At 57.8% G+C, this 8161-nt stretch carries 9 protein-coding genes and 1 pseudogene; 2 read left to right on the top strand and 8 right to left on the bottom strand.

Annotation, left to right across the window (positions count from 1 at the left end; all coding sequences use genetic code 11):
* Positions 1-87 precede the first annotated feature (87 nt).
* Positions 88-1083 (top strand): annotated as a pseudogene (gene ilvA, locus EJA70_RS19920) (threonine ammonia-lyase, biosynthetic); the annotation flags it as partial.
* A 30-nt stretch (positions 1084-1113) separates the two neighbouring features.
* Here ilvA and EJA70_RS19915 read toward each other — a convergent pair.
* Both EJA70_RS19915 and eco read right to left on the bottom strand, forming a co-directional pair.
* Entirely contained in the window at positions 1114-1419 is a 306-nt protein-coding gene (locus EJA70_RS19915; RefSeq protein WP_008079542.1) for an NIPSNAP family protein, read from the bottom strand.
* 21 nt (positions 1420-1440) lie between these two features.
* Positions 1441-1926 carry a serine protease inhibitor ecotin gene (eco, locus tag EJA70_RS19910; protein ID WP_158832952.1) on the bottom strand — a complete coding sequence of 162 codons (486 nt, stop codon included), beginning with the start codon at positions 1924-1926 and terminating at the stop codon, positions 1441-1443.
* Between the two features lie 368 nt (positions 1927-2294).
* Between eco and EJA70_RS19905 the strand changes: the two genes are divergently transcribed.
* The gene (locus EJA70_RS19905; RefSeq protein ID WP_008079538.1) at positions 2295-2564 is read left to right on the top strand and encodes a DUF1652 domain-containing protein; all 270 of its coding nucleotides are present in this window, start codon (positions 2295-2297) and stop codon (positions 2562-2564) included.
* On the opposite strand, the gene EJA70_RS19900 is transcribed toward EJA70_RS19905, so the two are convergent.
* The 6 genes from EJA70_RS19900 to EJA70_RS19875 form a co-directional block, all read right to left on the bottom strand.
* Positions 2561-2959 carry a hypothetical protein gene (locus EJA70_RS19900; RefSeq protein ID WP_008079537.1) on the bottom strand — a complete coding sequence of 133 codons (399 nt, stop codon included), beginning with the start codon at positions 2957-2959 and terminating at the stop codon, positions 2561-2563. The genes EJA70_RS19905 and EJA70_RS19900 overlap by 4 nt on opposite strands.
* 90 nt (positions 2960-3049) lie before the next feature.
* Positions 3050-3319: a DUF2790 domain-containing protein gene (locus EJA70_RS19895; RefSeq protein ID WP_008079534.1), complete on the bottom strand. Its 270-nt coding sequence runs from the start codon at positions 3317-3319 to the stop codon at positions 3050-3052.
* A gap of 225 nt (positions 3320-3544) precedes the next feature.
* Positions 3545-4093 (bottom strand): hypothetical protein, encoded by a 549-nt coding sequence (locus tag EJA70_RS19890; protein ID WP_158832950.1) that lies wholly within the window; start codon positions 4091-4093, stop codon positions 3545-3547.
* A gap of 34 nt (positions 4094-4127) precedes the next feature.
* Entirely contained in the window at positions 4128-4790 is a 663-nt protein-coding gene (locus EJA70_RS19885; RefSeq protein WP_158832948.1) for a hypothetical protein, read from the bottom strand.
* A 68-nt stretch (positions 4791-4858) separates the two neighbouring features.
* A complete protein-coding gene (locus EJA70_RS19880) occupies positions 4859-5695 on the bottom strand; it encodes a hypothetical protein (protein ID WP_158832946.1) in 837 nt (278 codons plus the stop codon).
* Between the two features lie 183 nt (positions 5696-5878).
* Entirely contained in the window at positions 5879-7876 is a 1998-nt protein-coding gene (locus tag EJA70_RS19875) for a type VI secretion system tip protein VgrG (RefSeq protein WP_008079530.1), read from the bottom strand.
* Between the last annotated feature and the right edge of the window lie 285 nt (positions 7877-8161).

Below are 8161 nucleotides of genomic sequence, written 5' to 3'. Positions count from 1 at the left end.
CAGGCTGCGATCTTTTGATGTTGCTTTTAAAGATCAAGATCAAAAGATCGCAGCCTGCGGCAGCTCCTACAGGGGGTTATCAAGGAGATGACGATGACGTATACCGACGATCAGCAAGCCCTGCTTGAGCAATACGTGAAGAAGATTCTTGCCGCGCCCGTTTATGACCTGGCCGTGCGTACGCCGTTGCAGGCCGCGCCGGCGCTGTCCGAAGCGTTGGGCAACCGCATCCTGCTCAAGCGCGAAGATCTGCAGCCGACGTTCTCCTTCAAAATCCGCGGTGCCTACAACAAACTGGTGCAGTTGAGCGATGCGCAGAAAGCGCGCGGGGTGATCACCGCGTCTGCCGGCAATCACGCGCAAGGCGTGGCGCTGGCGGCGCGCGAGTTGGGAATTGCCGCGACTATCGTCATGCCGAAGTCGACGCCGGAACTGAAAGTGCTTGGCGTGCGAAGTCGTGGCGCCGAAGCGCTGCTGCACGGTGAGAGTTTTCCGTTTGCACTGGCTTATGCACTGCAACTTGCCGAGCAGACCGGGCGCACCTTTGTTTCACCGTTCGATGATCCGCACGTGATCGCCGGGCAAGGCACCGTCGCCATGGAAATCCTCCGCCAGCACCAGGGCGCGCTGGACGCGATCTTTATTCCGGTCGGCGGTGGCGGGTTGATCGCGGGCATCGCGGCCTATATCAAATACCTGCGCCCGGACGTGCGGATCATCGGCGTCGAATCCAAACACTCTGCGTGCCTGCAAGCCGCCCTGCACGCAGGAGAACGGGTCGTCCTGCCCAATGTCGGCACCTTCGCCGATGGTGTGGCGGTGGCGCAGATCGGTGAGTTCGGCTTTGAGGTTTGCCGGTTTTGTGTCGACGAAGTCATCACCGTCAGCAACGATGAGCTCTGCGCAGCGATCAAGAACATCTACGACGATACCCGCTCGATCACCGAGCCCTCCGGCGCCTTGGCCGTGGCCGGGATCAAGCAGTTCGTGGCGCGCACGGGAGTCCGCGAGCAAACCTTCGTCGCCATCGATTCCGGTGCGAACATCAATTTCGACAGTTTGCGGCATGTCGCCGAGCGCGCGGCGGCGTGCAGCGTCCCGGCGTGATGTCGGTCAGGCCAGCAACGGGCGCAGGAATGTGCGCTCGTAGCTGACAATGAACTTCTTCTCGACCAGCGTCGCCACCAGCGCCGTACTCTCAGGGTCGGTCATGGCGATATGCCGATAGCTTTCGTAATCGGCCAGCGAGGGAAAGCTGAACAGGCAGTAAGCGATGTTGCTGGCGCCTTCCGAGGGCAGAAAATAGCCGTGATGGCTGCCGCCCAGGCGCTCGACAATTCCGAGCCAGGCCTTGGCGTAAGCCTCGAATTCGGTCAACTGGTAAGGATCAATGACATATCTGACGTGGCAGGTAATCAACGGCGGCGCTCCTTGTTCTGATTATTCCTGAAGGGCTGTTCCGGTTTTGTCCGAGGCCGACCAGATGCGGTAGCGCACTTCGACATTGGATGGGGCATAGACCACGACCGGCAGTTTGCTGTTGTAGCGCAGCATGAAGCCATCACCGACAACCGGTACGAACGCGCGTTTTTTCTTCGAGCCGGGAGGGCAGGCCATCATCGTGCTCGTCGGGCCGATGACATTCTCAAGGTGATAAAACGGGTAACCCCAGCCTTGCAGGCTCTTTTCATCGAGAATCCCGTCCAGTTTCTGGCGGTTGCAATCCACTTCAAGGGTCTTACCCGCGAGGATCTCGACCTGGAAGTTTTCTTCCTGCGCCTGTTTGGGTAAGTGAATGACCTGGCGGGTGAAGCCGGCTTCGGCTTTCGGGTACGGGGCCACGTCTTCAAGTTTGGCGGCGTGGGCGAACGTGGACAGATTTGCGATAACAAGCCCGGTGGTCGCGTAAATGCGTAAAGAACCCATGGAAGCCTCCTGGCGGGTGTAGGGTGATTGACAGGCATTCTTACTGTCACAGGCAGCGAATGCAAACCCGCAACAGATTGCAAAATGCAACGTACCCTCCAGCCATTCCGGCATTTTGCAACTGGCAAAACGCTGGCCATCGCGCCAAGTCATTGATTTTTCGAGGGTCAAAATGAGCCGATGAAAGGCACGTTTTATGCGTCTTTTCAGTGCGGCGCACCGGGTTTGGGCGCCTACACTCCAATGGGCATTTCGCAGTACCACCGTTTGCCGCACCAGGGAAACAGCGGGGACACACCCGTGCAGGAGCAGCAAAAGGTCAGCGTGAATACTTGATTGGCAATCGCACAGTAAGGAGAGGGTTCGCCATGTTTCTGTCTGCCTTGGAACTTCGTAACATCATTGAAAGCAGTTTTCTGCCAAAACGCTGCCAGTGCACCTTGTCGCCCGACTTGTCGATGACCGTCAAAGTGTTTGGCGATCATCAGACCGATCAGGTCGATTTGTTGGTCAGTGGCATCGACGCCAGCCACCTCAATGGCTGTCGTGAAATCAATGAACTGATCGCAGGGCTGCGCTCGGACTTGAAGGAACAAGCTACGCCACACCACTACAGCCCACGCTCCAGAGCCGTTTAACGCACCGTTTCACTCAGTTCGACCGTCACGCGCCGGGCCTGCACGAAACCAAGGCCCAGCGCGAACTCGACCAGCACCGCGAGCAAAATCCCGGGGCCGGCGTGGCCGTTCAGCCATTCTCCGAAACCGAGCACTGCCAAACCAAAACAGCCGACCATAAAACCGTTGCTCAGCGCACTTCGTGTCGATGACGGCGGCGCATTGCGCACCAGGAAAAACATCACCCCCAGTGCCGCGAACAACATGGCGCTGCGCCGCGCGACAAACCCGGCTCCGTCGGAATATTCAATGCTCCAGATCGCCAACAACAGTTCGGGGAAAAAGCCCCAGACCAGCGCGAGCACACAACACAACGAAGCAGTGATCCCAGACAACGTGCGAAACGACAACTGCATGGCGAGTCCTTTGCGGCAGTGAGGAGGACCCCGAGCATAACCTCCGGAGCACGCCAAGCCTACCGCAAAGCCGCAAATCAGAGCTTTCCGTCAGTTTTGATAACTGCACGCGTCAGACAATTTCCGATAGCTGATTTCCTCAGGCTTACCGTTGTTGTCGATGTATTTCATGTCTGCGGTAATCACCTTGCAATCCATTGTGGGTGGCTCGGTCAACGACACCACTTTCGCGACGTGCAGCGGCATGCCGTACTGATAAGGCACGGCTTTGGAGGTGGCGGACGTGTCATTGGCCTGGGCCAGCCCGGCGAAGGCTGTGCAGGCGAGGGCGGCGGTGAGCAGGAAGGGACGAATGTTCATCAAAGGACTCCCGAGCAACGGAAAGAAGTTCGGCGTGACGCGGGCCGAACCTGCCGCACTGGGCGTCGGCCAAAACGGTCGAGGGCGTGCGGTTCAGTAGAGTTTTCGACCACGGCGTTAAGCGATGGTTAACCCTGCTGAACGCCGGCTGTCAGGGAACAGGAGTTTTTTTGAGGAGTAGGGCCGATTCTTTGTAAAAACTTCATTTGTATCGAGCGAGAGTCGTTAGAGTTTTAACGTCACCAGCGTTTCATTCTTCACGTGTGAATGAGCGGGAAACTCATCCGTTTCCTGGTAGCGGTCATTGGGGCCATAGATCAGGTATTTGTGCGAACTCTCATGACCCACGTTCGCAAAAATCACCTGAGGACCTTGCTCCGTCAGCCAGATCCATCCCGGACGGTTTCTTTCAGCGAATTCGATTCGCCCGATCTTGTGATCGACAAGATCCAGATAGAACAGCACCCCTTGCAGGTAATTCGAGGTGAATTCACCCGAGACCAGCAGCACACGCGAACCCTCTTTCAGTGGCACACATCGCGACTGCACGTTACTCCCTCGAGAAGCATCCGCGTCTTCGTACAGGAAACCCGCTGCATCTGGCAGGCGCACCCGGTACACATCAGTACCCGAAAGGGGATGCCCGCGAAGCAGCGAAATCACGCTTAGGCTGTCACCCAACTGACAACTGAGCTGAGTCGTAAACCGAGGTTCAGTGGCCAGGGCGTGAGAGCTCAGGATGGTGACCAACAAGCCCAGAAGGATTTTTCTCACGGGGACATTCTCGAGTGTGTTTCGAGCGGGCTGTTCATGACTGAACCGAAACTGGCACCCGGCTCAAAAACAGCGCCAGACCTTGCTGATAAAGCTCCGCGTCCATCGCATCGCTGTGCCTGGGGATGTGATAGGCCTTGCCCTTGCCGTCCAGTTTGGCGCAGGCAACGGAGTAAAAGTCGGGCGTGATTTTGAGTCGCACGATCTGCGCCCAGGCCAGGCTGGCTTTGGCGCTCTTGCCTTTGGTATTGATCAGGGTGAAACCCTGTTCGTCGAGTTGCAGGCGATAATTTCCCTCAGACGCCTTGAGCTGCGTGCGTAACTTCATTTCGATCAGGCGCTGGCTCGCACGACGAAAAGGCGCACGCGGCTTCGCACGGTTGTCAGCGATGCGTTTGCGCAAAGGGTTTAACAGGCGATCGGAGTAAAACCACCAACTCCCCGTAAAAACCACGGCGAACAGCACCATGGCGATTAAAGTCTGTGCGCTGAGTAAGCGCGCGGGGAAATAGATCGCCAGCAAACCACCGGCCAGCCCCAGGAAAAACAGCAGCGGCGCGAGCAAACGGTCTTGCAACTGCTGCATATGAACCAACAGCCGCGCCTGCAGCTGATCATCCTTGAGCAGCTCCTGCTCAAGCAGTGCGCCGATCCGCATCCGCGTGTGTTCTGGGGTGATGCTGAACTGCAATTCCATGGTGCTGAATCCGACGTCCGTGTTTGATAGTCGTGAAGCTTATGCGCTTTTGTTTCGCCAGACAGGCGTTACTCGGTGCAGTTTGGATAAACGGAGCACTCGCGGCCGTTGATTTTGAATTTTTTGAACACTGGCGGTTTCTGGCATCTTTCGGAGGTTGCGCTGCCTTGACACGGTTTCCATCCCTGGGTGGTTTTAATCCACCGATTGTCCATGCTCGGTACTTCATCTTCTGATAGGCGGTAAGTAAAACTGATTTCGCTGTTTTTAAGCGTTGAGCGTTGAACGGCTCCGCCCGGTTTACCGCGTTCGTAATAGTCGGCGGGCACGTTCCAATTTGAATCCGTCGCACTGCACGATAATATTTTTGAAATGCCGTCATCTTCGATTCTTGCAACGCTGAGCTGGAACATCCAGGTGCACAGGCCTCTGAACTCAGCGGTTCCAGGCGCAGAAGGGGTCACACCACCCGACGCTGTGCCCCCTCTGACAGATATTCCGCCGACATCCCCACCGATATCCAGTGAAGATGGGCCATAGCGGCCGTCGATGGCCACGGCTACCCGCGTTAACGCCAGGGTGCATCCAGCGATGTGATAGCTCAAAGGGATTTTGAAACGGGTCGTTTGCGCCCTGTCTTTTACATCCACGCTATCGGTTTTTTGATGCCGTCTTGGTTGTGTGCTGCCCAGGCCTGGCACATAAGCGTCGCAGTTCTGGCCGGACTCCGGCGAATACTGCGATTTGAACGTCAGTTCGAAGTTGGCAGGTGAATTCGCAATCAAGGTGAAAGTGTCGGCCCCGTAGTCGCCGGTCATGCTGTCAGCCGAGCTGCAGGCACCGATCAAAGGGAACGTCAGACACAGTAATGATTTCATCCTGGATGAGCGCGCGAATGTGCGCATTTTTTATTTCCTCGGGAGGCGTTTACCACTGATGGGTGAACGCTTGTGTTGCGGTATGCAAAAGGCCTGGGGAGTCAGCCACGACTCCCCTCTGACGGGTAAACCATTTGCTCTGCCAACGGTTGAGGGCGTGGCCCAAGCTGTGGTCCCCAGCCCGCTTTTGCGACGGGCTTTGCAGATCGGTTAGCGCGCTTTGGCCGGCAGGATTTGCGCGACGGCGGGGACGAGCAGGGCACCGGCCTTGTCTGTTGCCGCGGCCAAGGGGATGACCGGTGGCAGGATGGCAATGCCTGTGCCGGCGCCCGGGCCGCCGCCCGAGTTGACCTTGACCTCGGCGCCGCTGATGGTCACGCCACCGGCATCGACTTTGACAAAACTGCCGCCAGCCTTGGCCGTAAGCTCCATGCCGCCCTCGACCACAACCTTGTCACCCGCGTGGTAGTGAATCTCGGTCCCGGCTTCAACGAATTGCGCAGTCCCGACTTTTACATGCTGGGTCACGCCCACGGTGAGGTGGTCGTCAGCGCGCATTTCACTGATGCGATCCAGGTGCGTAATCCGGTGTTCTTCAACCTTGAATTCGCTCAGGGTGTTGGCTTCGACGGTGTCATGGCGTTCGTTGCCGACGCGGATTTTCTGGTCGTGCTCGATGTTCTCGTCCCAATCGCGCTGGGCGTGGATGTAGATCTGCTCGATGCCTTTCTTGTCTTCGATGCGAAACTCGTTGTAGCCCTTGCCGCCCGGGGAGCTGAGGGTCTTGAAGGTGCTGCGGGTCTTGTTCGCCGGCAAGTCGTAGGGGACGACGTTTTCCTTGTGGTACAGGCAGCCGGTGACCAGCGGTTGATCGGGATCGCCTTCAAGGAAGGTAACGAGGACTTCCATGCCGATGCGCGGGATGGCGATACCGCCGTAAGCGCTGCCGGCCCAACCGCTGGCGACGCGCATCCAGCAGGTGGTCTTGTCGTCGGCCTGGCCGTCGCGGTCCCAGTGGAATTGCACTTTGATGCGGCCGTACTGATCGCAGTGAATTTCTTCGCCGGACGGGCCAGTGACGACGGCGGTCTGGCTACCGAGCACTTTTGGCTTTGGATGCTCAAGGGCCGGGCGGTAGTGCGCGTCCCACGGCGTGGCGAGGAAGCTGTTGCGGTAGCCTTGGTGGAAATCGCTTTTGTTGTCGGTGACGTCGCTGGTGACGTTTTCGCCGAGCACTTGCGGCTGCTTGCCTTCGTGGAAGACTTCCAACAGCAACCACAGCTCATTCCATTCAGCGCGCGGATGTTCGGCCAGCGTGAGGAAATGGCCGCTGGTGAACGTCGGTTCGTCACCTTTGCCCTCGGCGAGTTTGTAGTCGCTGCGATGGCGTTCCAGCGCACGGGTCGAGAGGAACTTGCCGCGCTCGCGGGTGGTGAAGCGGCCGGGGTAGTCGTAGTCCTCCAGGTCCGGGGAGAATTCGGATTTGGCCGCGCCTTCGGGCAGCAGCTTCGGTTTTTCGAAATCATAGTCGCGGCGGCTGACGCGGCTGGTGCGAGTTTCCAGGCGCAGGTTGAAGCGCTTGACCACCGGTTTGTCGGCGCTCATGCCGGAGTCTTGCTGGTAACTGACCGCTTTGAGTTTGCGGAACACCGTCTGGTCGTCGCCGAACACCAGTTTGTGGCCGCTGCTGCTGTGCTGGAAGTGGAAGTGGATACCTTCCTCTTCACACAGGCGCTGGATGAAGTGCAGGTCGGATTCGTCGTATTGCACGCAGTATTCGCGTTCCGGATATTCGGCACTGAGCTGGAAGCTGTAGGCGTCGGCCAGAATGCCGCGATCTTCCAGAACCTGGGCAATGATCTTCGGCACGGTGAGCTGCTGGAAAATCTGCTGATCATGGTTGTGCTGCAGATAGGCCAGTTGCGGCACCAGGCTGATGCTGTAACGGGTCAGGGTCTTGCCGGAATCGCCTTGCTCGATGCGATACACCAAACCGTGGATCTTGCCTTCGCCGGTGGCGCCGAAGGTCAGGAACCCGGGTTTGTGCAGCAGTTCTTCGAGTTTCAGGTCGGGGCGCGCGCTGACCAGTTCGAGGTCGAAACGGAACGGTTCGTTGAGGGCTTCGCGACCGGTGAAGCTGAGGACTTGCAGGTCGGCGTTGGCGCCTTCAAGCGTGAGGGTGATGTGGGTTGCGTTGGCGTCCAGCATGCCTTGAATTCCGTCCATTGAATAAGCAGGGGACGGATGATGGAGGATTAAACCGCCTCGTTCAAGGCGCAAATGCCGTATGCGTGGTCCCTCAAGGTCATAGGGAAAACCCTTAGGTGAGGGTTTTCACCCAATGAAATCGGGCGATTCAAGGTCGTTGTGAGTGATGGCGACGTGGAATTATTCGACCACCCGCTAAAGAATCGTCAGTCAGTTTCAGACTAAAGTCGCCTTTGGCCCGTCAAAGCCATCTGCCATCATTGCCGCTCACCCCTGCGTATTCAC

The organism is Pseudomonas sp. PB103, from assembly GCF_009764635.1.
Classification (GTDB): Bacteria; Pseudomonadota; Gammaproteobacteria; order Pseudomonadales; family Pseudomonadaceae; genus Aquipseudomonas.
Note: the sequence above shows the minus strand (reverse complement) of the source record. Positions and strands in the feature narration are given on the sequence as shown.

Coding starts and splice junctions, on each gene's coding strand:
- EJA70_RS19880 (WP_158832946.1), bottom strand. CDS start 5,695: ATGCGCACATTCGCGCGCTCATCCAGGATGAAATCATTACTGTGTCTG.
- EJA70_RS19875 (WP_008079530.1), bottom strand. CDS start 7,876: ATGCTGGACGCCAACGCAACCCACATCACCCTCACGCTTGAAGGCGCC.
- eco (WP_158832952.1), bottom strand. CDS start 1,926: ATGGGTTCTTTACGCATTTACGCGACCACCGGGCTTGTTATCGCAAAT.
- EJA70_RS19905 (WP_008079538.1), top strand. CDS start 2,295: ATGTTTCTGTCTGCCTTGGAACTTCGTAACATCATTGAAAGCAGTTTT.
- EJA70_RS19895 (WP_008079534.1), bottom strand. CDS start 3,319: ATGAACATTCGTCCCTTCCTGCTCACCGCCGCCCTCGCCTGCACAGCC.
- EJA70_RS19900 (WP_008079537.1), bottom strand. CDS start 2,959: ATGCAGTTGTCGTTTCGCACGTTGTCTGGGATCACTGCTTCGTTGTGT.
- EJA70_RS19885 (WP_158832948.1), bottom strand. CDS start 4,790: ATGGAATTGCAGTTCAGCATCACCCCAGAACACACGCGGATGCGGATC.